Source organism: Pseudomonas sp. BF-R-19, assembly GCF_019956445.1.
In the GTDB taxonomy this organism is placed as follows: Bacteria; Pseudomonadota; Gammaproteobacteria; order Pseudomonadales; family Pseudomonadaceae; genus Aquipseudomonas; species Aquipseudomonas fluorescens_BH.
Map to the genome: position 1 here is coordinate 117,122 of NZ_JAHBDN010000048.1, position 24,418 is coordinate 141,539.

The window sequence follows — 24,418 nt, forward strand, 5'->3', positions numbered from 1 at the left end:
ATCTGAATGGTGATTGGAGTGGTTATGGGTGATCGGCACGACTATGTGGCCCTCGAGTGGGTCAAGGGCGAGATTGCCGAAACGCTGAAACAGGCTCATCACGCGATCGAAACCGTGCTCGATGACCCGCAGGCGACGCATGCGCTGGATGATTGCCTGGCATGCATCCATCAGGTCCACGGCAGTTTGCAGATGGTCGAGTTCTACGGCGCGGCGTTGCTCGCCGAAGAAATGGAACAACTGGCCATGGCCTTGCAGGGCAACCGTGTCAGCCATCGCGACGAGGCGTTGCACCTGTTGATGCAGGCCCTCGGGCAGCTGCCGATCTACCTCGACCGGGTGCAAGGCGCGCGCCGCGACTTGCCACTGGTGGTGTTGCCACTGATCAACGACCTGCGCAGCGCCCGTGGCGAAAGCCTGCTGTCGGAAACCAGCCTGTTCAGCCCGCAATTGCCCGAGTTGCCGGCGCTGGACGCAGAAACGCTGGCGCAGCTGGAACCGGCCGAATTGCCCGGTGTGCTGCGCAAGCTGCGGCAGATGCTGCAAATGGCGCTGGTCGGATTCCTGCGTGAACAGGACCACGACACCACCCTCGATTACCTGGCCAAGGTCTTCACCCACCTCGAAGCACTCTGCGCCAGCGCACCCCTGAGCCCCTTATGGCAGGTGGCATCGGCGCTCGTCGAAGGCATGCAGGGCGGTGCGATCGCCAACAGCCCGGCCTTGCGCAGCCTGTTCAAGGAGGCCGACAAGGAACTCAAGCGCCTGCTCGAACAAGGCATGTCCGGCATCAATCAACCGGCCCCGCCGGAGCTGCTCAAGAGTTTGCTGTTCTACATTGCCAAGGCCGAACAACCCACCGGGCAGATGCTGACCATGAAAGAACGCTACTCACTGGACGACGCGCTGCCCGACAGCGCCATGGTCGATGAAGAACGCGCGCGGCTGGCCGGGCCTGACCGTGACGCCATGCGCTCGGTGCTGGCTGCGCTGTGCGAAGAGCTGGTGCGGGTCAAGGAGCGCCTGGATTTGTTCGTGCGCAGTGACCGCCAGCACACCTCCGATCTCGACAGCCTGCTGGCGCCGCTGCGGCAAATCGCCGACACCTTGGCGGTGCTGGGGTTCGGCCAGCCGCGCAAGGTGATCATCGATCAATTGGCGGTGGTACTCAGCCTCGCCCAGGGCCAGCGCGAACCCAACGATGCGATCCTCATGGACGTTGCCGGGGCCTTGTTGTACGTCGAAGCGACGCTAGCCGGCATGGTCGGAACCGTGGAGCCGGAGAGCCAGGACGACAACCGCCTGCCGACGACCGATCTGACGCAGATCCATCAGATCGTGATCAAGGAGGCCCGCATCTGTTTGCTGCAGGCCAAGGACATGATCGTCGATTACATCGACGCCGATTGGGACCGCCAGCATTTGCAGGCGCTGCCGGCCTTGCTGACCCAGGTGCGCGGTGCGCTGGCGATGATCCCGCTGAGCCGGGTGGCGAGCCTGGTCGAAACCTGCAATCACTTTATCCGCGAGCACCTGTTGCTCGAGCCGGGTCAGCCGGGCTGGCAGGAACTGGACCGCCTGGCCGACGTGATCACCAGCATCGAGTACTACCTCGAGCGCCTCAATGATGACCCGCAAACGCAGGGCGAAAACCTGCTCGATGTCGCGGAAAAAAGCCTGGCGAGCCTCGGGTTTTTCCCCAGTGAGCAGCATGTGCCCGTGCTTGATGATGTGCTCAACCCGAGCGAAGCGCAGGTCATGCAGATGATGCAGGAGCTGGATGATCCACAGATCGTCCAGACCCTGGCCGATGTGCTCGCCAGCCCGGTTTCGACGCTGAACCCGCCCGCGCTGAGCATCCCGGGCAGCCTGCTGCCGCCGCCCGCAGGCGAAGAACCGGTGGACGAGGAGCTGCGCGAAGTGTTCCTCGAAGAAACCGACGAAGTCCTGGACATCCTGCGCGAGTACTTGCCGCGCTGGTCGGCCAACCCTGACAACCGCTCGGCCCTGAGTGAGTTGCGCCGCGCCTTCCATACCCTCAAGGGCAGTGGCCGGATGGTGCGCGCCCTGGTGCTGGGCGAGCTGGCCTGGGCCGTGGAAAACCTGCTCAACCGTGTACTGGAAAACAGCGTGGAGCCGGGCGCTACGGTGCAGCAACTGATCGGCGATGTGTTGCACCTGCTGCCGGAGCTGGTGGCCGAATACGCCGCCAATGCCCAGCGTCAGCGCAACGATGTCGATCAGTTGGTCGCCCGTGCCCACGCCCTGGCCAAGGGCGATGAGCCGGTGTTCGATGAGGATACGCAAGATGTCGCGGCCCTCGACCCGCTGTTGCTGGAGATCTTCCGCAAAGAGGCCGAAACCCACTTGGGCAGCCTCAATCGCTTCCTTGATCAGGCCGCCGAACATGTGCCGTTGCAGGCCAGCGACGAATTGCAGCGCGCCTTGCACACCCTCAAGGGCAGTGCCTCCATGGCCGGTGTATTGCCGATTGCCGAACTGGCCGCGCCGCTGGATCAACTGGCCCGGGAATACAAGGCGCACCTGATCGCGCTGGATCTGGACGAAGTCGAATTGCTGCTGGAAGCGCAAGGACTGTTTCGCCTCGGCTTGCGCCAGCTCAAGACAGATCCGCTGGCGGAAATTCCTGGTGCCCGGGGTTTGACCGAGCGCGCCAGGGCGCTGCTGGCCGAGCGCCTGGAAAACCTCCTGAGCACGCCGAACACCGGGTTGCGGATCAAGCGCGATCCGCAACTGATCAACAACTTCCTCGCCCAGGGCATGGACATCCTGCTGGACGCCGAAAGCCTGCTGCAGCGCTGGCAGCAACACCCCGGCGAACGTCAGGAGCTCAGCGCGCTGCTGGACGAATTGACCACCCTCGGCGAAGGCGCCCATCTGGCCGACCTGCACCAGGTGGATGAGCTGTGCGAAGCGTTGCTCGATCTCTACGGTGCCGTGGAAGAAAGCAGCCTGGCGGTCAGCGAGCGGTTTTTCCATGAAGCACAGGGTGCCCACGAAGCGCTGATCAACATGCTTGACGAACTGGCCGCCGGCCAGGAAGTCAGCCCGCAGCCGCAACGGATCAGGGCCTTGCGCGAGCTGCTCGACGAGAGCCTTGATCCGTCGGCCATGGGCCTGATCCGCAGCGATGGCAGCCGCAGTCTGAGCATCCGCGAATTGGGCACGGCCACCGCCGAGCTTGAGCAGAGTGCGGCGGCGTCAGGGCTGGACGATGAAATCGTTGCGATCTTCCTTGAAGAAGCGGTGGATATCCTCGAAAGCGCCGGTCAGGCCTTGCAGCGCTGGTTGCGCGACTCGGACAACGCCGCGCCGCTGTCGTCCCTGCAACGGGATATACATACTCTCGAAGGCGGCGCGCGCATGGCCGAGGTCGGGCCGGTCGGCGATCTGGCCCATGAACTGGAATGCCTTTACCAGGGCCTGGTGGACCGTCGTTATGCCTTCAGCGATTCACTGGCGCTGCTGCTGCAACAGAGCCATGAGCGACTGGCGTTGTACCTCGAACAGTTGCAGCTCAACCAGCCGCTGGACGATTCCCGTGAGCTGATCGAAGCCATTCGTGCCTACCGCCAAGGGCATGCGGGTGTCGCCGAGGCGGCCCGGCAGGCAACCGACAACGACTCGGCTGCGCACGATCCGGAATTGCTGGAGATCTTCCTCGAGGAAGGTTTCGACATCATCGAAAGCTCCGGGGCGGCGCTGGAGCGCTGGCAGGCCCAGCCTTCGAGTCGTCAGGAAGTGGAAACCCTGCTGCGCGACCTGCACACCCTCAAGGGTGGCGCGCGCATGGTGGAAATCGCCGCGATTGGCGATCTGGCCCATGAACTGGAGTTCCTCTACGAAGGCCTGTCCACCGGCGTGCTGCAACCGACGGAGCCGTTGTTCGCGCTGTTGCAGCGCAGCCATGACCGCCTGGCGCAGATGCTCGATGCGGCCCGCGCCGGTGAGCCGATGCCGCCGGCCGACCGTTTGATCGATGCGATCAAGAACTTCAGCCACCCGGTCGTGCCGGAAACACCCGCGCAGGTTGCGACACCGGTCACTCCCAAGGCCGAGCCGCTGGCGCCGCCGTCCGATGCCAGCGCAGACATGGTCAAGGTCTCGGCGGAGCTGCTCGACGACCTGGTCAACCTGGCCGGTGAAACCTCGATCTTCCGTGGCCGGATCGAACAGCAGGTCAACGATGCGCACATCGCCCTGAATGAGATGGAGACCACCATCGAGCGGATGCGCGATCAGTTGCGCCGCCTCGACACCGAGACCCAGGGGCGGATCCTCAGCCGCCAGCAAGTCGACGCCGAACGCCTGGGCTACGAGGAGTTCGACCCGCTGGAAATGGACCGCCACTCACAGTTGCAGCAGTTGTCCCGGGCGCTGTTCGAATCGGCCTCTGACTTGCTCGACCTCAAGGAAACCCTCGAGCGACGCAATCAGGACACGGAAAACCTGCTGCAACAGCAGGGCCGCATCAACACCGAATTGCAGGAAGGCCTGATGCGCACGCGCATGGTGCCGTTCGAGCGCATGCTCCCGCGTTTGCAGCGCATCGTCCGGCAGGTGTCCAGTGAACTGGGCAAAGACGTGGATTTCATCGTCGACAACGCCGAAGGCGAGATGGACCGCAACGTTCTCGAACGCATGGCCGCGCCGCTGGAGCACATGCTGCGCAACGCCGTCGACCATGGCCTGGAGTCCGTCGACGTGCGGCTGGCGGCGGGGAAACCGGCCAAGGGCAAGATCACCCTCGATCTGCTGCGCGAAGGCGGCGACATCATTTTCGACATCCGCGACGACGGCGCCGGTGTGCCGCTGGACGCGGTGCGGCGCAAGGCGATCAAGCGCGGCCTGCTCGCCCCGGACAGCGTCATCAGCGATCACGACGTGTTGCAGTTCATCCTGCAACCGGGGTTTTCCACCGCCGAAAAAATCACCCAGATCTCCGGGCGCGGCGTCGGCATGGACGTGGTGCACGAAGAGGTGCGGCAACTGGGCGGCACCATGAGCATCGACTCGGTGCCCGGGCAGGGTGTGCATTTCCGCATTCGCCTGCCGTTTACCGTATCGGTCAACCGGGCGTTGATGGTGCAGTGCGGTGAGGACCAATACGCGATCCCGCTCAATACCATCGACGGTATCGTGCGGGTCCTGCCCAATGAACTCGAAGGGTATTTCCGTTTCGATTCGCCGACCTACGAATACGCCGGACAACGTTACGAGTTGTGCTACCTGGGTGAGCTGCTGAAAACCAGCCCGCGCCCGAAGCTGTTGGGCCAGAGCCTGCCATTGCCGGTGTTGCTGGTGCAGTGCAACGAACGGCACATCGCGGTGCTGGTGGACGCCATGGCCGGCACTCGCGAAATCGTGGTCAAGAGCCTGGGGCCGCAGTTTGCGGCGGTGCAAGGGGTGTCCGGGGCGACGATTCTCGGGGACGGCCGGGTGGTGCTGATTCTGGATTTGCTGGCGCCGATCCGCGCCATGCAGGCCCGTGTACCCCAGCGTCCGGCGGGGCAAGAGATCGAGGCCGAACCGCAGCGCCCGCTGCTGGTGATGGTGGTCGACGACTCGGTCACCGTGCGCAAGGTCACCAGCCGCTTGCTCGAACGGCACGGCATGAACGTGCTGACCGCCAAGGACGGGGTCGATGCGATGCTGCTGCTGGAGGAGCACATGCCCGACCTGATGCTGCTGGACATCGAGATGCCGCGCATGGATGGCTTCGAAGTCGCGACCCAAGTGCGCAACGACGAACGCCTGCAACACCTGCCGATCATCATGATCACCTCCCGCACCGGCCAGAAACACCGCGACCGCGCCATGGCCATCGGCGTCAACGACTACCTGGGCAAGCCGTACCAGGAATCGGTGCTGCTCGAAAGCATCGCCTTGTGGAGCAAGACCCATGCTTGAGCACCGCACCAGTAACCTCACCGGCCTGCTGCTGCCGTTGGTCGACCGCAACCTGATCCTGCCCAACGTCGCCGTTGCCGAGCTGATCGATTACCAGCCGCCGGGGACGTTCGACCTCGACACACCGCCGTGGTACCTGGGCCTGGTGAAGTGGCGCGACCGGCAGATTCCGCTGCTGAGTTTCGAGTCGGCATGCGCGCAGAAAATCGTCATTGGCGAACGCGCGCGGATCGTCATTCTCAACGCCCTCGGCGGGCGCCCCGAGCTGAAGTTCATCGCGCTGCTGGTGCAGGGGATTCCGCGCTCCTGCAAGCTCGATAGTCAGTTGAGTTACGTGGATGTGCCGTTGTGTTCGCTGGAGCAGGCAGCGGTGCAGGTGGGCGAGCTGGTGGCCAAGGTGCCGGATCTGTTGGCGCTGGAGGAATTGTTAGTGGATGCCGGGTTAATCAACTGATCCCGATTCAGCGGTGATCTGACTGACGCCTTCGCGAGCAAGCCCGCTCCCACAGTTGATCTGTGGTGAACACAAAACCCTGTGGGAGCGGGCTTGCTCGCGAAGAGGCCAGCATGAACGACGCAGATCTCGATCATTAACCTGAGCGTAACGATCCACCACTCTGCTTGATTGATACGCTACGCCCAACACTCCTAAGGTAGCTCCACGACAGCGAACCCGTGGAGTGGTCATGACAACAACAATATCCCCCGACTCGCGATGGACGCGGCGGCGCAGCGAAAAGCAGCGGCGCCTCGAGCTGGTGCGAGGTCTTGCCGACGGTGTGGTGTTGCCCACCGACAACATCGTCGCGGCGCTTGAAGCGCTGATCCTGCCCGGCGACCGCGTTGTGCTCGAAGGCAACAACCAGAAGCAGGCGGATTTCCTTTCGCGCTCCCTGGCCAAGGCCGACCCCGCGAAGCTGCATGACTTGCACATGATCATGCCCAGCGTCGGACGCTCCGAGCACCTGGACCTGTTCGAACGCGGCATCGCCCGCAAGCTCGACTTCTCCTTCGCCGGCACCCAAAGCCTGCGCATCAGCCAGTTGCTCGAAGACGGCCTGCTGGAAGTCGGCGCGATCCACACCTACATCGAACTCTACGCACGGCTGGTGGTGGACCTGATTCCCAACGTCGTGCTTTCGGCCGGGTTCATGGCAGACCGCGCCGGCAACATCTACACCGGGCCGAGCACCGAAGACACCCCGGCGCTGATCGAACCGGCGGCCTTCAGCGACGGCATCGTCATCGTCCAGGTCAACCAGTTGGTGGACGACGTCAGCGACCTGCCGCGGGTAGACATTCCCGCCTCCTGGGTCGACTTCGTTGTGGTGGCCGACAAGCCGTTCTATATCGAACCGCTGTTCACCCGCGACCCTCGGCACATCAAGCCCGTGCACGTGCTGATGGCGATGATGGCGATCCGCGGCATCTACGAAAAACACAACGTGCAATCCCTCAACCACGGCATCGGTTTCAATACCGCTGCCATCGAACTGATCCTGCCGACCTATGGCGAGTCTCTCGGCCTCAAAGGCAAGATCTGCCGCAATTGGACCCTCAACCCGCATCCGACCCTGATTCCCGCCATCGAAAGTGGCTGGGTCGAAAGCGTGCATTGCTTCGGCACCGAACTGGGGATGGAAAACTACATTGCGGCGCGTCCGGATGTGTTCTTTACCGGGCGCGACGGCTCCCTGCGTTCCAATCGGATGTTCAGCCAGCTGGCCGGGCAATACGCCGTGGACCTGTTTATCGGCGCGACTTTGCAAGTCGATGGCGACGGTCATTCTTCCACCGTGACGCGCGGACGCCTGACCGGTTTCGGCGGGGCACCGAACATGGGCCACGACCCGCGCGGTCGTCGCCACGGCACGCCGGCCTGGCTCGACATGCGTAATACCGATGTGGCCGAGCCGATGCTCGAACGTGGCAAGAAGCTCGTGGTGCAGATGGTCGAAACCTTCCAGGAGGGCGGCAAACCGACTTTCGTGGAAACCCTCGATGCGGTCGATGTGGCGAAGAAAAGCGGCATGCCACTGGCGCCGATCATGGTCTACGGCGACGACGTGACCCACCTGTTGACCGAAGAAGGCATTGCCTACCTGTACAAGGCGCGCTCGCTGGAAGAACGCCAGGCGATGATCGCCGCCGTCGCCGGGGTGACCGCCATCGGCCTGCGCCACAACCCCAAAGACACCGCGCGGATGCGCCGCGAAGGCCTGATCGCCTTGCCCGAAGACCTCGGCATCCGCCGCACCGATGCCACTCGCGAATTGCTCGCGGCGAAAAGCGTGGCCGATCTGGTGGAGTGGTCCGGTGGCCTCTACAACCCGCCCGCCAAGTTCAGGAGCTGGTAATGCACGCACTTAACCTGCAAGCAAAAAGCCTGAGCCTGGCCGAACGGCTGGCGGACCTGGCGGTGGACGCACTGATCGATGAGGCTGATCTGTCGCCAAAACCGGCACTGGTCGATCGTCGCGGCAATGGCGCCCACACCGATTTGCACCTGGGGCTGATGCACGCCTCGGCGCTGTCCTTGTGGCCGGCCTTTAAAGAAATGGCGGAAGCCGCCATCGAGTTAGGCGAAATCGGCTTGCCCCTGCGCGAAGCCGTGGGCCGCATCGGTCGCAAAGGCGAGCAGGCGATGCTCGACACCACCGGCGGGGTGAACACTCATCGCGGGGCGATCTGGGCCTTGGGCTTGTTGATCACTGCCGCTGCGCTGGAGCCTCAATCTTGCAACGCCAATAGCGTGGCGTTACGGGCTGCGCGGCTGGCCCTGCTCGACGACCGTTTTGCTCCACGTCCGTTCAGTCACGGTGCGCAAGTGGCCCAACGCTACGGCGCTCGCGGTGCCCGTGAAGAAGCGCAACTGGGTTTTCCGGCGGTGACCCAACGTGCTCTGCCACAACTGCTGCGTAGCCGCGCCGCTGGTCATGGCGAACAGAACGCCCGGCTCGATGCGCTGTTGGCGATCATGACCAATCTGGCCGACACCTGCGTGCTTTACCGCGCCGGTGAAGAAGGCCTGAACACCATGCAACTGGGCGCCCGGGCGGTGCTCGATGCCGGTGGCAGTGCCAGCCTCGGTGGGCGTCGCCGCCTGTATGAGCTGGACCAACAACTCACCGCGTTGAATGCCTCGCCCGGCGGCGCTGCCGACCTGCTCGCCGCCTGCCTGTTCATCGACCGCATCGCGTCTGGCGACGGCCTCATCCTCTGCCATTCAAGAAGGGAAGTGTTTTGATGGAAACCTTATCTTTTGAATTCCCCGCCGGGCAGCCGCCACGCGGTCGCACTCTGGTGGGCTGTGTCGGCTCGGGTGATCTGGAAGTGCTGATCGAACCGGGTCAGGCCGGCAAGCTGACGATCAATGTGCAGACCTCGGTCAATGGCAGCGAACAACGCTGGCAGCATCTGTTCGCACGGATGTTCGACGGCCAGACGCCACCGGCCATGGATATCGATATCCACGATTTCGGCGCGACCCCCGGCGTGGTGCGCCTGCGTCTGGAACAGGGCTTCGAGGAGATCGGCCATGACTGACAGCGCATCCCTGCTCAACAAACACAGCTTCGTCGAACTCGGTGCCCGGCAACGGGCCAAGGCCCTGCTCGACGCCGGCACCTTCCGCGAACTGCTCGACCCCTTTCAACGGATCATGTCGCCGTGGCTGTCGCGCCAGGGCGTGGTGCCGCAAGCCGACGACGGCGTGGTGATCGCCAAGGGCAATCTCGATGGTTTGCCGGTGGTGATCGCGGCCATCGAAGGTGCGTTCCAGGGCGGCAGCCTCGGTGAAGTCGGCGGAGCAAAAATTGCCGGCGCACTGGAACTGGCCGCCGAAGATAACCGCAACGGCATCCCGACCCGCGCCGTGCTGCTGCTGGAAACCGGCGGCGTGCGCTTGCAGGAAGCCAACCTCGGCCTGGCGGCCATTGCCGACATCCACGCGGCGATTGTCGATTTGCAGCAGTACCAACCCGTGGTCGGTGTGGTGGCGGGCAGCGTCGGTTGCTTTGGCGGCATGTCGATTGCCGCCGGGTTGTGCAGCTATCTGTTGGTGACCCAGGAGGCGCGACTGGGCCTGAACGGTCCGCTGGTGATCGAGCAGGAAGCCGGACTCGAGGAGTACGACTCCCGCGACCGGCCCTTCATCTGGAGCTTGACCGGTGGCGAGCAGCGTTTCGCCAGTGGCCTGGTGGATCGCTATGTTGCCGACGACGTGGCGCAGATTCGCCAGCAAGTGGGCGAGTTACTCCAGCAAGGATTGCCGGCGCAACCACGTAGTCAACAGGCCGAACTGTTCCTGCAACGGTTGGCGCGTCTGGATGCCGAACCGCAAATCGAGCCGTCTGTGGTTCGCGATCTGTACCAAGGAGAACGCCCATGAGTTCGTATTCCCTGCGAGGCTTGAACTGGTTCAAAGCCTTGAGTGCCGGGGCGAAAGCGGTCGAAGGTTTGCCGGCTTCGCTGAAGGTCGCGGACGGTTCGCTGGGCGATCAGCCTGTGCGTTTCATCGCGGTGGTGGCCGATCCGGAAAACCGCTTCGTCCGTGCACGCAACGGCGAGGTGGGTTTGCTCGAAGGCTGGGGCCTGGCCAAGGCCGTGGATGAAGTCATCGCCGCCGATCAGAACAAGGCACACAAACGCGCCCTGATCGCCATCGTCGACGTGCCGAGCCAGGCTTACGGTCGACGTGAGGAAGCCCTCGGTATTCATCAGGCGCTGGCCGCTGCGGCGGGCAGTTATGCCCGTGCCCGTCTGGCCGGGCATGCGGTGATCGGTTTGCTGGTGGGCAAGGCAATGTCCGGGGCATTTCTGGCCCACGGCTATCAGGCCAACCGCTTGCTCGCCCTGCGCGATCCGGGGGTGATGGTGCATGCCATGGGCAAGGCGTCGGCGGCCCGGGTGACCTTGCGCAGCGTCGAAGAGCTCGAAGCCCTGGCTGCCAGCGTGCCGCCGATGGCCTATGACATCGACAGCTACGCCAGCCTCGGGCTGTTGTGGGAAACCTTGTCGGTGGAACAGATCGAGCAGCCGACGGCGGCGGATCTGGCGCGGGTGACCGAGTGCCTGCATCAGGCGATTGGCGATGTGGCCGCCGTTGGCCCTGATCTGAGCTGTCGCCTGGGGGCAGCCAATCGGGCGGCGTCGAGCAAGGTTCGCCAATTGCTGAGAGCGCAGTGGTGAGCACGCTAATGGCTCACGACCTGCTGTGGGGCATGACCCCGCAGCAGTTGCCTGCGGATGCGCCTGCCTGGGTGATCGAGTCGATCAGTGCCGGCCAGCCGGTGGTGGTCCGTCGTGCCTTGAGCGCGGCGGGGCAGGTGGCGGTGGGCGTGCGCGGGCCGCTGCGCGAACAGCGATTTGCAGCGGTGATGGCAGTCGCTGCCGTCACGCGGCGGGTGCGGCCGGAAGAGCTCTGCCATGTTCAAGGCCAGCGCGATTTTCCGGCGCTGCGGGCCTTGGCGCAACTGCGCTCGCACCTCGATGACAGTGGTTGGGTCTGGGGTGTCAGCGGCAGCGCCGGGTTCGAGTTGGCCAGTGGGTTTGCCGCTTTGCACGAAGGCAGCGACCTCGACCTGATCCTGCGTACTCCGCGTCCGTTGAGTCGTGTCGACGCCCAGGCGTTGGTAGCCGTTCTTGATGCCGCCGTGTGCCGCGTGGACCTGCAATTGCAGACACCGTCGGGTGCCGTTGCCTTGCGCGAATGGGCCGGTGCTTCGTCGCGGGTCCTGTTGAAAAGTGCCACTCAGGCCAACCTGGTCACTGATCCGTGGAATCCACAGGAGCAAGCAGCATGAGTAGCTTGCTGGTGTTCCCCGGCCAGGGCGCGCAACAACCCGGGATGCTGGCGCGTTTGCCTCGGGAAACGTTGAACGAGGCGAGCGACCTGCTCGGTGAAGATGTGACGCAGCTGGATTCTGCCGAGGCGTTGCAGTCGACAAGGGCGGTTCAGCTTTGCCTGCTGATCGCCGGTGTCGCCGCTTCACGTCAACTGGCCATGGCCCCGGATTATGTGGCCGGCTTGTCGATCGGTGCTTATCCGGCTGCGGTGGTGGCTGGCGCCCTGGGTTTCAGCGATGCGTTGCATCTGGTCAGCCTGCGCGGTGAATTGATGCAGCAGGCTTATCCACAGGGCTACGGTATGACCGCGATCATCGGTCTGGACCTGGCCACAGTGGAAGGATTGCTGGCCCGGGTGCACAGCGCAGAAATGCCGGTTTATCTGGCCAATATCAACGCCGATAACCAGGTGGTGATTGCCGGTAGCGACGCGGCGATGAAAGCGGTGGCCGAGTTGGCGAAAGGTTGCGGGGTTGGCCTGGCCAAGCGTCTGGCAGTGAGCGTGCCGTCCCACTGCCCATTGCTTGAGGCACCCGCGCAACGGTTGGCCGAAGCCTTCGCCAAAGTACCGCTGCAAACCCCGAAGATGGGTTACCTGAGCGGCAGTCGTGCACGCCCGCTGATCAAGCCTGAAGCCTTGCGTGACGACCTGGCCTTCAACATGTGCCGCATCGTCGATTGGCGCGGCACGGTACAAAGCGCCTACGAGCGCGGCGTACGTCTACAGATCGAACTGCCGCCCGGTGCGGTGTTGACCGGGCTGGCGCGCCGGGTGTTCGAGCAGGGCACCGTGATTGCCTTCGACGGTTCCCGGCTCGATACCTTGCAGGCGCTGATGCGTGAGGAGGGAAGTCGCCACTTTTAAATCACCCGACTTAAGGCTTCGAACAACAAAAACAACATTCGAAATGCACTTTGAGGACTACAACAATGATTATTTACGGTGTGGCGCTGTTGGCGATCTGTACGCTGGCAGGGGTGATCATGGGTGACATGCTCGGTGTGTTGCTGGGAGTGAAGTCAAACGTCGGCGGTGTCGGGATCGCGATGATCCTGCTGATATGCGCACGGTTGTGGATGCACAGGCGTGGTGGCATGACCAAGGATTGCGAGCTGGGCGTCGCCTTCTGGGGCGCGATGTACATTCCGGTGGTGGTGGCGATGGCGGCGCAACAAAACGTGGTCACGGCGCTGCACGGTGGTCCGGTGGCGGTGTTGGCGGCGATCGGTTCGGTGGTGATCTGCGGCTGCACCATTGCCCTGATCAGCCGGACCCACAAAGGCGAACCCTTGCCCGATGAACCGGTGGATGTAACGTTGGTTGGCGCACCGGCAGGAGGTCGCTGATATGTGGGATCTCATCAAGAACGGTCTGGAACACAACGGTCTGGTCACCGCATTCGCCTTTGTCGGCGTGATCATGTGGGTGTCAGTGCTGATCTCCAAACGCCTGACCTTCGGGCGTATCCACGGCTCGGCGATTGCCATCGTCATCGGCCTGGTGCTGGCCTGGGTCGGCGGCACGATGACTGGCGGGCAAAAAGGCCTGGCGGACTTGACGCTGTTTTCCGGCATCGGGTTGATGGGCGGCGCCATGCTGCGGGACTTCGCCATCGTCGCCACGGCATTCGAGGTACAAGCCACGGAAGCGAGAAAGGCCGGTTTGATTGGCGTGATCGCGCTGCTGTTGGGCACGGTGCTGCCGTTCATTGTCGGCGCATGCATGGCCTGGGCCTTCGGTTATCGCGATGCGGTGAGCATGACCACCATTGGCGCCGGTGCGGTGACTTACATCGTCGGGCCGGTGACCGGTGCGGCAATCGGTGCGACTTCGGATGTGATGGCGCTGTCGATTGCTACCGGCCTGATCAAGGCGATTCTGGTGATGGTCGGCACGCCGATGGCGGCGCGCTGGATGGGCCTGGATAACCCGCGTTCGGCGATGGTGTTCGGCGGGCTGGCCGGCACCGTGAGCGGTGTGACCGCTGGCTTGGCGGCGACGGATCGGCGTCTGGTGCCTTATGGCGCGTTGACCGCGACGTTCCACACCGGGCTTGGCTGCTTGTTGGGGCCTTCGCTGTTGTACTTCATTGTTCGCGGGATTGTTGGGTAAGTCTCGGGATCTTCGCTGACTGTACCGACGTCATCGCGAGCAAGCTCGCTCCCACAGGGATAGCGCAGTTCCTGTGGGAGCGTGGCTTGCCCGCGATGCAGGCGACGCGGTTTCAGACCTGCCGATTGGCATACATCCGACACTCCGCCAGCAACGCCAGCAGATTCGGATCACGCTCCTTGGCCTTCAGGAACACCAGGCCAATGTGCTGCTGCAAGCGGTACTTTTCCTGCAACGGGATCAGCTTCACCCGGTTCTCGTACACCGCCGCAATCCGCCCCGGCAGCAACGCATAACCTACGCCCGAACTGACCATGCTCAGCAGGGTGAAGATGTCGTTGACCTGCATCGCCACCTTCGGCTCGAACCCTGCCTGCTCGAATACCCGCTTGCCGTCCTGATGGGTGGCGAAGCCCTGGGTCAGGGTGATGAAGGTTTCGTCGCGGACCTCGGCCAGGTCGACTTCGGTTCGCTGGGCAAACTTCGAATCGGCGGGCGTGGCGAGGAAGATGTCGTCGGAAAACAGCGGGATCTGCTCGCAATCCGGATCGTTGACGGTGTCGTCCAGCGACACCAGGGCCGCATCGACTTCCATGTTCTTGAGCTTGTAGAGCAGGTCGATATTGGAGCCCAGTATCAGGTCGATGTTCAGCTCGCTGCGGCGGATCTTCAGGCCCATGATCAACTGCGGCACGGTCTTCACTGTCAGCGAATAGAGTGAACCCAACTTGAAGCGCTCGGCGGAGAAACCGGCGGCTTCGCGAGTCAGGCGCACGCTTTCAACCACGTCCTGAATCAACTTCTGCGCCCGCTCTTCCAGCACATAAGCGCTTTCCAGCGGCGTCAGGCTGCGGCCTTCGTGCTTGAACAACGGGCAGCGCAGGGCGCTTTCCAGGGAATGGATCGCCCGATGCACGCTGACGTTGCTGGTCTGTAATTCGGCAGCGGCCCGCGCCAGGTTGCCGGTGCGCATGAAAGCCAGGAACACCTCGAGTTTTTTCAGGGTCAACTCTTCATCGATCAGCATGGGGCGGACTCTTTTTGGAATGATTCGATTGTGCCCAATTACGCCGGGCCCGTCGTACAGAAACATTGCGCTTTTACGCTTCAAGCCTGAGCCTTGCGCTCTGCGACAATGAAATTCGAGGTGAGCAACGCATGTATCACGGGGAAAGACTGAACGCCTGGACGCATCTGGTCGGGGCCGTGGCGGCGTTTGTCGGCGGGGTGTGGCTGATTGTGCTGGCCAGCCTCGACGGCAGCCCGTGGAAGATTGTCAGCATGGCGATCTACGCCCTTACCTTGCTAGTGCTATACAGCGCATCGACCGTGTACCACAGCGTGCGCGGGCGCAAGAAAGCGATCATGCAGAAGGTCGATCACTTTTCGATCTACCTGTTGATCGCCGGCAGCTACACGCCGTTCTGCTTGGTGACCCTGCGCGGGCCGTGGGGCTGGACGTTGTTCGGGATTGTCTGGGGCCTGGCGCTGATCGGCATCCTGCAAGAGATCAAGCCGCGTTCGGAAGCACGCATTCTGTCGATCGTGATTTATGCGGTGATGGGCTGGATCGTGCTGGTGGCGGTCAAGCCGCTGCTCGCAGCGCTGGGCCCCGCCGGGTTTGCGTGGCTGGCATCGGGCGGGGTGCTGTACACGGTGGGGATTATCTTTTTTGCCCTCGATCATCGCCTGCGCCATGCCCACGGGATCTGGCATCTGTTCGTGATCGCCGGGAGTTTGCTGCACTTTGTGGCGATTTTCTTTTATGTCCTTTAAGGCTGTACCGGGACCAGGCGATCCAGCTGCTCCCGGGCTCGACGGCTGAACACCTGCAACAGGTCGTTCAAGGTGTGGGGCGGTGGTTCGGCGGCGCGGGTCACTGCGTACAGGATGATGGGTAGCGGCGGTGCCAGAGGGCGGATGGTTGTGCTGGCGCAAGAGGCGCCAAGGGCGGTGAACGGATCGATCACCGCCAGGCCCGCGCCGGATTCCACCATCGCCCGTGCCAGTGAGTAGGTTTGCACGGCGATGCGTACCCGGGGCGGCGGTTCGACCGCTTCCAGGTAACTGTCGAGTCGCGCGGCCAGCGGATCAGCGCTGGATAAACCGATCAGCGGCGCATCCGCCAGCGCCATCAGCGGCAACGGTTTACCTGCCTCTTCCTGAGGCCAGTAACCACTCGGCGCCAGCGCCACCAGCACGCTGGACGCCAGCGCCTGGGCCTTGAGCCCCGGGTGATCCGGGCGTTGCAGGGTCAGGGCGACATCCACTTCACGCATCAACAGGTTCTGCACCAGTTCGCGACTGTGGGCGCTGGAGAGTTCGCAAACGATGTCCGGGTAACGCCCGGTCCATTCGTGAATGGCCGGCGGCAGCAATGACAGGGCCAGCGCCGGGGTGGCACCGATGCGCAGGCTGTGGCCAGGCTCGCGGCGCAGGCTCTGCGCCAGGCGTCGCACGCCTTGCAGGCTTTCGCTGACCTTGTCCACTTCGCGCTCCAGTTCCAGCGCTTCCGGCGTCGCCTGCAACTTGCCGCGCACCCGCAGGAACAGCGGAAAACCCAATTGTTGCTCGGCGTGCTGCAACACCTTGCTCACCGCCGGCTGCGAGACGTGCAGCAATTGCGCGGCAGCGCTGATCGAACCGGTCTGGCGGATGGCCTGGAAAATCTCGATATGGCGAAGGCGCATGGCAAGTCCATAACCTTTGTTTATGGGTTTGCCATCTTTATGCATTGTTCAAGGTCTGTCACCAGGTTCTAACCTTGGCCTCGTCTTCACAACGGTTTTAAGGACGGACATGGCTCAGCGTGTGTGCATCATCGGTGGCGGCGTGATTGGCCTGGCAACGGCTTATGCGCTGGTGCGCGACGGCTTCGAAGTGACGGTGGTCGAGGCGCGGGGCTCGCTGGGCAGCGAAACCAGCTTCGCCAACGGCGGCCAGTTGTCCTATCGCTATGTCGCGCCCCTGGCCGACGCCGGTGTGCCTTGGCAAGCTATCGGCTGGATGCTGCGCGGCGACTCACCGCTGAAGCTGCGCCCGCGCTTCGACCCGGCCCAGTGGCGCTGGATGGCGTCGTTCCTCGGCGCCTGCCGCCGCTCGGTCAACCGCGAGAACGCCGCGCACTTGCTGCGTCTGGCGCTGTTCAGCCAGGACACGTTGAAGTCCTGGCGCGAGGACGATGGATTGGCGGGATTCCAGTGGCGGCGCAATGGCAAACTGGTGACTTTCCGCCAGAACAACAGCTTCGAGCATGCGCGCCAGGGCCTGGCCGATCCCCAGCAACAGCAGGTGTTGTCGCCGGCCGAATGCGTGCAACTGGAACCGGCGCTGCTCGATGCGCCCTTTGTCGGGGCGATCTACACCCCGGACGAAGAGGTCGGCGACTGCCACGGCTTTTGCCAGCAACTGGCCGCCCGGCTGCAAGCGTCCGGCCGTTGCGAGTTTCGTCTCGGACAAGCGGTGACCGGCATCCGCCACAGCAACGGCAGTGTCAATGCCATCGAACTGGGCGAACACGTGCTGCCGGTCGAACAACTGGTGATCGCCGCCGGTCACCGCAGTCCGCTGTTGGCGCTTCCCGGGCTGCAACTGCCGCTCTATCCGCTCAAGGGCTACAGCCTGACCGTGCCGATCGGTGCCGGTCACCGGGCGCCGGACATGAGCATCACCGACTACGACCGCAAGATCGTCTATGCCCGCATCGGCAAGCAATTGCGAGTGGCGGCGATGGTCGACATCGTCGGCTTCGACCCTGCGCTGGACCCCAAGCGCCTGGCGCTGATCAAGCGTCAGGCCCATGACACCTTTCCAAATGCCGGCGCCTATGACGAAGCCGTCGAGTGGGCCGGCATGCGCCCGGCCACCCCCAGCGGCGTGCCGTTGCTGGGCGCGACGGCGTATCGCAACCTGTGGCTCAACCTCGGCCACGGCGCGCTGGGTTTCACCCTGGCCTGCGGCAGCGGGCGCTTGCTCAGTGAGCTGATCGGCGAGCGCCGGCCTTCCATTGACCTGCGTGGTTTCAACCACCGGGCCGTCTGAACACCGATTTCTGAAGAGGACACTGCAATGACCATTACCCGACTGCACAGCAACCCGCGCCTGTCTGGCGCCGTGACCTTTGGCGACCTGGTGTTTCTCTCCGGGCAGGTGCCGGGCGATGCCCGGGATGCCAGCGGCCAGACCCACGAAGTGCTGGCGAAAATCGATACCTTGCTGGCCGAGGCGGGCAGCGACAAGGATCATCTGCTCAGTGCGACCATTTACCTGAAGAACATCACCGAGGATTTCGCCGCGATGAACGAGGTCTGGTCGGCCTGGCTATCGCCGGGGCAGGCACCGAGCCGCACCACTGTGCAGGCCGAACTGGCCCGCCCGCAGGTGCTGGTGGAAATCACCGTCATCGCTGCACGCGTCTGATAAACCAACACCCACAACAACGGAGAATAACAATGCAAAAAATCACGTTGCTCGCTTGTACGCTTGGCCTGTTGCTTGGCAGTCAGGTTCAGGCCAATGAAGTGCCGCTGACCGGCACCCTGAGCAAGATAGCCAGCGCCAACAGCATCACCCTGGGCTATCGCGATGCTTCGGTGCCGTTCTCCTACGTGGGCGATCACAGCGGCAAGCCGATGGGTTACTCGGTGGATCTGGCGGGCAAGATCGTCGAGCGCATCCAGCAGCAACTGGCGCTGCCGGACTTGAAGGTGAAGTACAACCTGGTGACCTCGCAAACCCGCATTCCACTGGTGCAGAACGGCACCGTGGATCTGGAGTGCGGCTCCACCGGCGTGACCGCCGAACGGCAGAAACAGGTGGCGTTCTCCTATGGCTTCATCTACGTCAAAGGCCAGTTGCTGACCGCGAAGGACAGCGGGATCAAGAGCTTCGCCGACCTGCGCGGCAAGAACGTGGTGACCACCGCTGGCACCACCAACGAGCGCTTCCTGAAAAGCTACAACGTCGATCACAAGATCGACATGTTCGTGATCAGCGCCAAGGACCACGGCGAAGCCTTCCAGATGCTGCAATCGGGCCGGGCGGTGGCGTTCTACATGGACGACGCGCTGCTCTACGGCGAGCGCGCCAAGGCCAATGACCCGCACAAGTGGGTGGTGGTCGGGGAGGAGCAATCGCGGGAGATCTACAGCTGCATGGTGCGCAAGGACGATCCGCAGTTCCTGGCGCTGGTCAACGGCGCGTTGGCGGATCTGTACAGTTCGGGCGAGATCAATGGCATCTACAAGCGCTGGTTCGAGCAGCCGATCCCGCCGAAGGGTTTGAACCTTGAGTTCCCGATGACCAGCGAACTCAAGGCGATCATTGCCAAACCGGTGAGTGATCCGGTGCAGTAGTGTGCAGACCGAGGCGCTGCCTTCGCGAGCAAGCCCGCTCCCACATTGGAACGCATTCCCCTGTGGGAGCGGCGGTGCGGCGATCCGACTTGCTCGCGAAGAGGCACTAGAAGTCACCCCAGAGTTGCTGGGCCACCGCCAGTGCAACAACCGGCGCGGTTTCGGTGCGCAGCACCCGTGGACCGAGGCGGGCGGCGTGGAAGCCGCTGGCCTTGGCCTGATCGACTTCGGCATCGGACAAACCACCCTCCGGACCGATCAGGAATGCCAGGCTTGAAGGTTTGGCATGGCTCACCAACGGCTCAGCCACCGGATGCAGCACCAGCTTCAACTCGGCTTGTGTTTGCTTCAGCCAGTCAGTCAGCAACAGCGGCGGATGAATCACCGGCACTCGCGAGCGCCCGCATTGTTCGCAAGCACTGATCGCCACCTGGCGCCAGTGCAGCAGGCGTTTGTCGGCGCGCTCGTCCTTGAGCCGGACTTCGCAGCGCTCGGTGAAGATCGGGGTGATTTCAGTGACGCCCAGTTCCGTGGCTTTCTGGATCGCCCAGTCCATGCGCTCGCCCCGGGACAGGCCCTGGCCGAGATGGATTTGCAGCGACGATTCAACCTGCCCGGCGAAGCTTTCATCGATCTGCACCACCACGCGTTTTTTGCCGACTTCGACCAGTGCGGCGCGAAACTCCTGGCCCGAGCCGTCGAACAACTGCAACGCATCGCCCTCGGCCATGCGCAGCACGCGGCTGATGTAATGGGCCTGGGCTTCGGGCAACTCGTGCTCGCCGATGCTCAGGGGGGCGTCGATAAAGAAGCGGGAGAGTCTCATTTTGGTTCTCGGGAAAGATGTGAATCAGATGAATCGGTGTCGACTTCATTCGCGAGCAAGCCCGCTCCCACATTGGAATGCATTTCCCTGTGGGAGCGGGCTTGCTCGCGAAAGCGGCAGTCCAGGCACCACAAATGTTGAATAAATCAAATCAACCCGGATCACGGAACCCCGGGTGGAAGTCCTTCGGCACTGCCACGCTGACGCTGTCACGGGTTGCAATGTCGATCCCTTCGCTGGCCACTTCGGCAAGGAAGTCGATCTGCTCCGGGGTGATCACATACGGCGGCAGGAAGTACACCACGCTGCCCAATGGGCGCAGTAAAGCACCGCGCTCCAGAGCGTGCTGGAACACCTTCAGGCCACGACGTTCCTGCCATGGGTAAGCTTCCTTGCTGGCCTTGTCCTTGACCATCTCGATGGCCAGCACCATGCCGGTCTGGCGCACTTCTGACACGTTCGGGTGATCGACCAGGTGCGCCGTCGACGAAGCCATGCGCTGGGCCAGGGCCTTGTTGTTCTCTATGACGTTGTCTTCCTCGAAAATATCCAGGGTCGCCAGGGCCGCCGCGCACGCCAGCGGGTTGCCGGTGTAGCTGTGGGAGTGCAGGAAGGCGCGCAGGGTCGGATAGTCGTCGTAGAACGCGCTGTAGACCTCGTCGGTGGTCATGCACGCCGCCAGCGGCAGATAGCCGCCGGTCAGGGCCTTGGACAGGCACAGGAAATCAGGGCGGATGCCGGCCTGTTCGCAGGCGAACATCGTCCCGGTACGGCCGAAGCCGACGGCGATTTCGTCGTGGATCAGGTGCACGCCGTAGCGGTCGCAAGCTTCTCGCAGCAGCTTGAGGTACACCGGGTGGTACATGCGCATGCCGCCGGCGCCCTGGATCAGCGGCTCGACGATCACTGCCGCGACCGTGTCGTGGTTTTCGGCCAGGGTCTGCTCCATGGCCGCGAACATGTTGCGCGAGTGCTCTTCCCAGCTCATGCCCTCGGGGCGCAGGTAGCAGTCAGGGCTCGGCACCTTGATGGTGTCCATCAACAGCGCTTTGTAGGTCTCGGTGAACAGCGGCACGTCGCCCACCGACATCGCCGCCATGGTTTCGCCGTGGTAGCTGTTGGTCAGGGTGACGAAGCGCTTCTTGGCAGGCGCACCGCGATTGAGCCAGTAGTGAAAGCTCATTTTCAGCGCGACTTCGATGCAGGACGAGCCGTTATCGGCGTAGAAGCACCGGGTCAGGCCTTCCGGCGTCATCTTCACCAGGCGCTCGGACAACTCGATCACCGGCTGATGACTGAAGCCGGCAAGGATCACATGTTCGAGCTGGTCGACCTGGTCCTTGATGCGCTGGTTGATCCGCGGGTTGGCGTGACCGAACACGTTGACCCACCAGGAGCTGACCGCATCGAGGTAGCGTTTGCCTTCGAAGTCTTCCAGCCACACGCCTTCCCCGCGCTTGATCGGGATCAGCGGCAGTTGTTCGTGATCTTTCATCTGGGTGCAGGGATGCCACAACACGGCGAGATCGCGTTGCATCCACTGATTATTCAGGCCCATTTTCACTCTCCTGGAGACGGTCCGTGACCAGCGCGGACAAACAATCGCGCAAGCCTATGCAATGCGTGCCACGGGGACAACCCATTGTGTCGAATCAGCTACTTTGTACAGGCCGATAGACGTTGCTGGCGGGCGTCTGAAGGCTGACGTATCCTTCGCGGTTCTTGAGCCGTCTGGCTCGCAAAAAACTACTGTTTTCCTCGTGTGATTCCGGAGTTCGCTGAATGTCTGTCGGTTGGCTGCGCGCCTGTGCGCTGGTGATGTTGGGGCTGTTCAGCGTGTCTGCGCTGGCCAAGGATAAAACCGCGATCGTGATCGGCGGCGGCCTGTCGGGCCTGACTGCCGCGTATGAGCTGCAGAGCAAGGGCTGGCAGGTCACCTTGCTGGAAGCCAGGTCGAGCCTGGGCGGCCGTTCCGGCATGGCCACCAGCGAGTGGATCGGCAACGACAAGGTCCAACCGGTTTTGAACAAGTACGTATCGAATTTCAAGCTGAGCACCACGCCGGCCCCTGAGTTCGTGCGGACCCCAGGCTACCTGATCGATGGCGAGTATTTCTCCGCCGCCGACCTGGCGACCAAACAGCCGGCCACCGCCGAGGCGCTCAAGCGCTTCGACAAGACCGTGGACGACCTGGCGCGCTCGATCGACGACCCGCAGAACCCGGCCGCCAACAACACGCTGCATGCGCTGGACCAGATGAACGTGTCGAGCTGGCTCGACAAGCAGAACCTGCCGGCCACCGCTCGCCAGCTGATCAACCAGCAGATCCGCACCCGCTACGACGAACCTTCGCGCTTGTCGCTGCTGTACTTCGCGCAGCAGAGCCGCGTTTACCGTGGCGTCTCCGATCGTGACCTGCGTGCTTCGCGCCTGGTTGGTGGCAGCCCGGTGCTGGCCCAGGCCCTGGTCAAACAGCTGAAAACCATCAAGACCAATTCTCGGGTCTCGTCGATCATTCAGGACAAGGACGGCGTGACCGTCAAAGTCGACAACGTCAGCTATCAGGCGGACTACGTGGTGCTGGCCGTGCCACTGCGCGCCCTGAACAAGATCCAGATGACCCCGGCGTTTGACGCCCAGCACCTCGCGGCGATCAAGGGCACCAACTACGGTTGGCGCGACCAGATCATGCTCAAGTTCAAGACGCCGGTGTGGGAAAGCAAGGCGCGCATGTCCGGCGAGATCTACAGCAACGCCGGCCTGGGAATGTTGTGGGTCGAGCCTGCCCTGAAGGGGGGCGCCAACGTGGTGATCAACCTGTCCGGCGACAACGCGCGGGTGATGCAGGCATTCGGCGACAAGCAGATGGTCGATCAGGTGTTGATCCGTCTGCACGCGTTCTATCCACAGGCGCGTGGCTCGTTCACCGGTTATGAAATCCGTCGCTACAGCACCGACCCGTCGACTGGCGGCGCCTACCTGGCCTTCGGTCCGGGCCAGATCAGCAAGTTCTGGCGCCTGTGGGAACGCCCGATTCAGCGCGTAACCTTCGCTGGCGAACACACCGATACCCTGTATCCGGGCACCCTGGAAGGCGCGCTGCGTACCGGTCAGCGTGCAGCCAGCCAGGTTGAAGACCTGGCGGCGGGCAAGTCGTTCGAGCCGGCGAAAGTGGGGCCGGCTGCCGCAGCGGTGGGCGTTGGTGCGGTGGTGGCGAAGAAAGGCAATTTCTTCAGCAACCTGTTCGGCGGCTCGGATGACGAGAAGAAACCAGAGCCGGTCAAGGCACCTGAGCCCGTTGCCCCGCCTGCTCCGGTTCCAGCCCCGACCGTCGCGCCGGCCCCGGTGGAAGCACCGAAGCCTGCGACCCCGGTAAAAACCGAGGCGGCCAAAAAGGCTCCGGCGAAGCCAGCTGCCAAGACCGAGGCGAAAAAAGCCCCGGCCAAGAAAACCGAGCCGGCGAAGAAGCCAGTGGCTAAACCCGCGGCGACTCCGACAACGGATGCCAAGGCGTAGTAACGTTCAGGCGTAAAAAAGCGCGGCTCAAGGCCGCGCTTTTTTTTGCCTGGAGAAAACCGGGACCAGAATCGAATAAACCTTTTGATACAGGTGTTCTCTGGTTTGTATTCACTTTTTCTCACAATTTCGACTTTAATCTTTCCTTAACTCGCAGGCTTCAGACTCTTGATCGCATTTTTCGATATTTCAAAGCAAATTTTTCCGCTTTAATTCGATAGATAACTCGATAGTCTTGGGCCAGCACTTACAGGATCTAGGCAATGCAGCTACGTAACTCTACTTCCCGCTACGGCTGGGTCAGTATCGTCATTCACTGGGGTGTGGCACTGGCGGTCTTCGGTCTGTTCGCGCTTGGGCTGTGGATGGTCGGGCTCGACTACTACAGTACCTGGCGCAAAGACGCGCCGGACCTGCACAAGAGCATCGGCCTGGTGTTGCTGGGTGTGATGCTGCTGCGGGTGCTGTGGCGTTTCATCAGCCCACCGCCACCGACCCTGTCCAGCTACAGCCGCATGACGCGCCTCGGCGCCAGGTTCGGCCATGGCTTTCTGTATCTCAGTCTGTTTGCCGTGTTGATTGCCGGTTACCTGATTTCCACCGCAGAAGGTGTCGGTATCCCGGTGTTTGGCCTGTTTGAAGTCCCAGCGCTGGTATCCGGACTGCCGGACCAGGCAGATACCGCTGGCGTGATTCACCTCTACCTGGCGTGGGTGCTGGTAATTTTTTCCGGCCTCCATGCGTTGGCAGCATTGAAGCACCACTTTATCGATCGTGATGTGACCCTCAAGCGAATGCTGGGTCGCAAAGCCTGAAGTTCAACCTCGACTC

At 62.8% G+C, this 24,418-nt stretch carries 21 protein-coding genes; 17 read left to right on the forward strand and 4 right to left on the reverse strand.

Annotated features, from left to right (window positions below; all coding sequences use genetic code 11):
• Nucleotides 1-24: 24 nt before the first annotated feature.
• The 11 genes from KGB28_RS12280 to madM all read left to right on the forward strand — a co-directional run bounded on the left by KGB28_RS12280 (nucleotide 25) and on the right by madM (nucleotide 13,891).
• Nucleotides 25-5,931, forward strand: a complete 5,907-nt coding sequence (locus KGB28_RS12280; protein ID WP_223445365.1) for an Hpt domain-containing protein — start codon at nucleotides 25-27, stop codon at nucleotides 5,929-5,931.
• The gene (locus KGB28_RS12285) at nucleotides 5,924-6,385 is read left to right on the forward strand and encodes a chemotaxis protein CheW (RefSeq protein WP_223445367.1); all 462 of its coding nucleotides are present in this window, start codon (nucleotides 5,924-5,926) and stop codon (nucleotides 6,383-6,385) included. Before KGB28_RS12280 ends, KGB28_RS12285 begins: the two co-directional genes overlap by 8 nt.
• Before the next feature lie 232 nt (nucleotides 6,386-6,617).
• The gene (gene mdcA, locus KGB28_RS12290) at nucleotides 6,618-8,288 is read left to right on the forward strand and encodes a malonate decarboxylase subunit alpha (protein ID WP_223445369.1); all 1,671 of its coding nucleotides are present in this window, start codon (nucleotides 6,618-6,620) and stop codon (nucleotides 8,286-8,288) included.
• Complete coding sequence (locus KGB28_RS12295) at nucleotides 8,288-9,178, forward strand: triphosphoribosyl-dephospho-CoA synthase (RefSeq protein WP_223445371.1); 891 nt, start codon at nucleotides 8,288-8,290, stop codon at nucleotides 9,176-9,178. The genes mdcA and KGB28_RS12295 overlap by 1 nt, the downstream gene beginning before the upstream one ends.
• Nucleotides 9,178-9,477: a malonate decarboxylase subunit delta gene (locus tag KGB28_RS12300; RefSeq protein WP_007975424.1), complete on the forward strand. Its 300-nt coding sequence runs from the start codon at nucleotides 9,178-9,180 to the stop codon at nucleotides 9,475-9,477. Before KGB28_RS12295 ends, KGB28_RS12300 begins: the two co-directional genes overlap by 1 nt.
• The gene (locus tag KGB28_RS12305) at nucleotides 9,470-10,321 is read left to right on the forward strand and encodes a biotin-independent malonate decarboxylase subunit beta (protein ID WP_223445373.1); all 852 of its coding nucleotides are present in this window, start codon (nucleotides 9,470-9,472) and stop codon (nucleotides 10,319-10,321) included. The genes KGB28_RS12300 and KGB28_RS12305 overlap by 8 nt, the downstream gene beginning before the upstream one ends.
• The gene (gene mdcE, locus KGB28_RS12310) at nucleotides 10,318-11,121 is read left to right on the forward strand and encodes a biotin-independent malonate decarboxylase subunit gamma (RefSeq protein WP_223445375.1); all 804 of its coding nucleotides are present in this window, start codon (nucleotides 10,318-10,320) and stop codon (nucleotides 11,119-11,121) included. Before KGB28_RS12305 ends, mdcE begins: the two co-directional genes overlap by 4 nt.
• Nucleotides 11,115-11,735 carry a malonate decarboxylase holo-ACP synthase gene (locus KGB28_RS12315; protein WP_223445377.1) on the forward strand — a complete coding sequence of 207 codons (621 nt, stop codon included), beginning with the start codon at nucleotides 11,115-11,117 and terminating at the stop codon, nucleotides 11,733-11,735. Before mdcE ends, KGB28_RS12315 begins: the two co-directional genes overlap by 7 nt.
• Nucleotides 11,732-12,643, forward strand: a complete 912-nt coding sequence (mdcH, locus tag KGB28_RS12320; RefSeq protein WP_223445379.1) for a malonate decarboxylase subunit epsilon — start codon at nucleotides 11,732-11,734, stop codon at nucleotides 12,641-12,643. The genes KGB28_RS12315 and mdcH overlap by 4 nt, the downstream gene beginning before the upstream one ends.
• A 65-nt stretch (nucleotides 12,644-12,708) precedes the next feature.
• Entirely contained in the window at nucleotides 12,709-13,125 is a 417-nt protein-coding gene (gene madL / locus KGB28_RS12325; protein ID WP_223445382.1) for a malonate transporter subunit MadL, read from the forward strand.
• 1 nt (nucleotide 13,126) lies between these two features.
• Nucleotides 13,127-13,891, forward strand: a complete 765-nt coding sequence (gene madM / locus KGB28_RS12330) for a malonate transporter subunit MadM (protein ID WP_223445393.1) — start codon at nucleotides 13,127-13,129, stop codon at nucleotides 13,889-13,891.
• Nucleotides 13,892-14,003: 112 nt separating this feature from the next.
• Here the strand turns inward: madM and KGB28_RS12335 are convergent, their stop codons facing one another.
• A complete protein-coding gene (locus tag KGB28_RS12335) occupies nucleotides 14,004-14,918 on the reverse strand; it encodes a LysR substrate-binding domain-containing protein (RefSeq protein ID WP_223445395.1) in 915 nt (304 codons plus the stop codon).
• Nucleotides 14,919-15,049: 131 nt separating this feature from the next.
• On the opposite strand from KGB28_RS12335, the gene trhA reads away from it, so the two are divergent.
• Complete coding sequence (gene trhA, locus KGB28_RS12340; RefSeq protein ID WP_223445397.1) at nucleotides 15,050-15,667, forward strand: PAQR family membrane homeostasis protein TrhA; 618 nt, start codon at nucleotides 15,050-15,052, stop codon at nucleotides 15,665-15,667.
• Here trhA and KGB28_RS12345 read toward each other — a convergent pair.
• Nucleotides 15,664-16,581, reverse strand: coding sequence for a LysR family transcriptional regulator (locus KGB28_RS12345; protein WP_223445399.1), 918 nt, complete (start codon nucleotides 16,579-16,581; stop codon nucleotides 15,664-15,666). The genes trhA and KGB28_RS12345 overlap by 4 nt on opposite strands.
• Before the next feature lie 109 nt (nucleotides 16,582-16,690).
• Between KGB28_RS12345 and KGB28_RS12350 the strand changes: the two genes are divergently transcribed.
• The 3 genes from KGB28_RS12350 to KGB28_RS12360 are packed head-to-tail and all read left to right on the forward strand — an operon-like array spanning nucleotide 16,691 to nucleotide 19,245.
• Entirely contained in the window at nucleotides 16,691-17,932 is a 1,242-nt protein-coding gene (locus tag KGB28_RS12350) for a D-amino acid dehydrogenase (protein ID WP_223445401.1), read from the forward strand.
• 27 nt (nucleotides 17,933-17,959) lie between these two features.
• Nucleotides 17,960-18,310, forward strand: a complete 351-nt coding sequence (locus KGB28_RS12355; RefSeq protein WP_150755117.1) for a RidA family protein — start codon at nucleotides 17,960-17,962, stop codon at nucleotides 18,308-18,310.
• A gap of 32 nt (nucleotides 18,311-18,342) precedes the next feature.
• Nucleotides 18,343-19,245 carry a transporter substrate-binding domain-containing protein gene (locus KGB28_RS12360; RefSeq protein ID WP_223445403.1) on the forward strand — a complete coding sequence of 301 codons (903 nt, stop codon included), beginning with the start codon at nucleotides 18,343-18,345 and terminating at the stop codon, nucleotides 19,243-19,245.
• A 106-nt stretch (nucleotides 19,246-19,351) separates the two neighbouring features.
• Here the strand turns inward: KGB28_RS12360 and KGB28_RS12365 are convergent, their stop codons facing one another.
• Together KGB28_RS12365 and KGB28_RS12370 are read right to left on the reverse strand one after the other, a co-directional pair.
• Complete coding sequence (locus KGB28_RS12365; protein WP_223445405.1) at nucleotides 19,352-20,071, reverse strand: 16S rRNA (uracil(1498)-N(3))-methyltransferase; 720 nt, start codon at nucleotides 20,069-20,071, stop codon at nucleotides 19,352-19,354.
• 151 nt (nucleotides 20,072-20,222) lie between these two features.
• A complete protein-coding gene (locus tag KGB28_RS12370) occupies nucleotides 20,223-21,629 on the reverse strand; it encodes an adenosylmethionine--8-amino-7-oxononanoate transaminase (RefSeq protein ID WP_223445407.1) in 1,407 nt (468 codons plus the stop codon).
• A gap of 224 nt (nucleotides 21,630-21,853) precedes the next feature.
• Between KGB28_RS12370 and KGB28_RS12375 the strand changes: the two genes are divergently transcribed.
• Together KGB28_RS12375 and KGB28_RS12380 are read left to right on the forward strand one after the other, a co-directional pair.
• A complete protein-coding gene (locus KGB28_RS12375; protein WP_223445409.1) occupies nucleotides 21,854-23,587 on the forward strand; it encodes a flavin monoamine oxidase family protein in 1,734 nt (577 codons plus the stop codon).
• Nucleotides 23,588-23,850: 263 nt separating this feature from the next.
• Nucleotides 23,851-24,402, forward strand: coding sequence for a cytochrome b (locus KGB28_RS12380; protein ID WP_223445411.1), 552 nt, complete (start codon nucleotides 23,851-23,853; stop codon nucleotides 24,400-24,402).
• Nucleotides 24,403-24,418 lie beyond the last annotated feature (16 nt).

Coding starts and splice junctions, on each gene's coding strand:
- KGB28_RS12280 (WP_223445365.1), top strand. CDS start 25: ATGGGTGATCGGCACGACTATGTGGCCCTCGAGTGGGTCAAGGGCGAG.
- KGB28_RS12285 (WP_223445367.1), top strand. CDS start 5,924: ATGCTTGAGCACCGCACCAGTAACCTCACCGGCCTGCTGCTGCCGTTG.
- mdcA (WP_223445369.1), top strand. CDS start 6,618: ATGACAACAACAATATCCCCCGACTCGCGATGGACGCGGCGGCGCAGC.
- KGB28_RS12295 (WP_223445371.1), top strand. CDS start 8,288: ATGCACGCACTTAACCTGCAAGCAAAAAGCCTGAGCCTGGCCGAACGG.
- KGB28_RS12300 (WP_007975424.1), top strand. CDS start 9,178: ATGGAAACCTTATCTTTTGAATTCCCCGCCGGGCAGCCGCCACGCGGT.
- KGB28_RS12305 (WP_223445373.1), top strand. CDS start 9,470: ATGACTGACAGCGCATCCCTGCTCAACAAACACAGCTTCGTCGAACTC.
- mdcE (WP_223445375.1), top strand. CDS start 10,318: ATGAGTTCGTATTCCCTGCGAGGCTTGAACTGGTTCAAAGCCTTGAGT.
- mdcH (WP_223445379.1), top strand. CDS start 11,732: ATGAGTAGCTTGCTGGTGTTCCCCGGCCAGGGCGCGCAACAACCCGGG.
- madL (WP_223445382.1), top strand. CDS start 12,709: ATGATTATTTACGGTGTGGCGCTGTTGGCGATCTGTACGCTGGCAGGG.
- madM (WP_223445393.1), top strand. CDS start 13,127: ATGTGGGATCTCATCAAGAACGGTCTGGAACACAACGGTCTGGTCACC.
- KGB28_RS12335 (WP_223445395.1), bottom strand. CDS start 14,918: ATGCTGATCGATGAAGAGTTGACCCTGAAAAAACTCGAGGTGTTCCTG.
- trhA (WP_223445397.1), top strand. CDS start 15,050: ATGTATCACGGGGAAAGACTGAACGCCTGGACGCATCTGGTCGGGGCC.
- KGB28_RS12345 (WP_223445399.1), bottom strand. CDS start 16,581: ATGCGCCTTCGCCATATCGAGATTTTCCAGGCCATCCGCCAGACCGGT.
- KGB28_RS12350 (WP_223445401.1), top strand. CDS start 16,691: ATGGCTCAGCGTGTGTGCATCATCGGTGGCGGCGTGATTGGCCTGGCA.
- KGB28_RS12355 (WP_150755117.1), top strand. CDS start 17,960: ATGACCATTACCCGACTGCACAGCAACCCGCGCCTGTCTGGCGCCGTG.
- KGB28_RS12360 (WP_223445403.1), top strand. CDS start 18,343: ATGCAAAAAATCACGTTGCTCGCTTGTACGCTTGGCCTGTTGCTTGGC.
- KGB28_RS12365 (WP_223445405.1), bottom strand. CDS start 20,071: ATGAGACTCTCCCGCTTCTTTATCGACGCCCCCCTGAGCATCGGCGAG.
- KGB28_RS12370 (WP_223445407.1), bottom strand. CDS start 21,629: ATGGGCCTGAATAATCAGTGGATGCAACGCGATCTCGCCGTGTTGTGG.
- KGB28_RS12375 (WP_223445409.1), top strand. CDS start 21,854: ATGTCTGTCGGTTGGCTGCGCGCCTGTGCGCTGGTGATGTTGGGGCTG.
- KGB28_RS12380 (WP_223445411.1), top strand. CDS start 23,851: ATGCAGCTACGTAACTCTACTTCCCGCTACGGCTGGGTCAGTATCGTC.